The sequence below is a fragment of the Ruegeria sp. AL12 genome, from assembly GCF_056540885.1.
Map to the genome: position 1 here is coordinate 1 of NZ_JBQFXN010000083.1, position 903 is coordinate 903.

The 903-nt window shown below is 57.5% G+C and carries 1 pseudogene; it reads left to right on the forward strand.

Annotated elements, in window-relative coordinates:
* Positions 1-114: 114 nt before the first annotated feature.
* Positions 115-903: pseudogene (locus tag ACR0C6_RS21490) on the forward strand (amino acid ABC transporter permease); the annotation flags it as partial.

Consider the following 903-nt stretch of genomic DNA (forward strand, 5'->3'; position numbering starts at 1 on the left):
GTTTACGCAGCTGTAGTCGCGCTTTGCCTACTGTCGGCACGTTTGCAGCCGCCCTGGCGCGGGCGCGTCTTGTTGGGGTTGGAGAGTCTCACAGGCGCGGTTCTGTTTTATCTCATGTTCATGGCTCATTGGCAGTTCGCGACCGGGGTGGCCATTACATTCCGCGCGGCCATCTTTGCCTATATCTTCGCGGCCATTCTTGGTTTGGTCTGGGTCGGGTTGCAATCGTTTAAACCAAAGGCGCGTACTACGGTCGTCTATGGTTCGATCAGTTTGGCATTGCTGGCAGCCTCGGCCTTTTTCTTCATGCAGCCGCAGGTCAGCTTTGTTCTGGTGGGCAGCACCGAGGGGCGTATCGCGGTTGTGCGCGGCACGCCGCAGGCGCAGGCTGACATTATCCGGTTTGGCGAGTTCGAGGGGGCCGGCGGTCAGCAATATCGCATTCGCAGCGCAACCGATGCCACTGCCGCGCTTGAACAAATCGAAACGGTCGACAGTGTCTCGGGCGCTTTTGTCCCGGAGGAGGCGCATTCGCAAGGTTATCCGGTCCTGTGGCAAACAAGATTTCTACCCGACAAGTACCGCAATCCAGCCCTGGCATTTGCCGTGCTCGGGTTTTTGTTGCTGACACTGACCATCGGCGGGGCTCAGCATAAGCTGCATCCGCTTGCGGTCGGGGCTGAGTTTTTCGTGGATACGATACGTGGCATTCCGATGCTGGTGATCATTCTTTATATCGGTTTGCCGCTGGCGGGCGCAGTCAAGGATGTTACCGGCGGCGGTATCGATATGACCAATATGACACGGGGGATCATCGCGATCTCGGTTGGTTATTCCGCCTATATGGCCGAAATTTTCCGGTCCGGGATCGAGGCGATACCAAAAGGCCAATTGGAAGCGGGC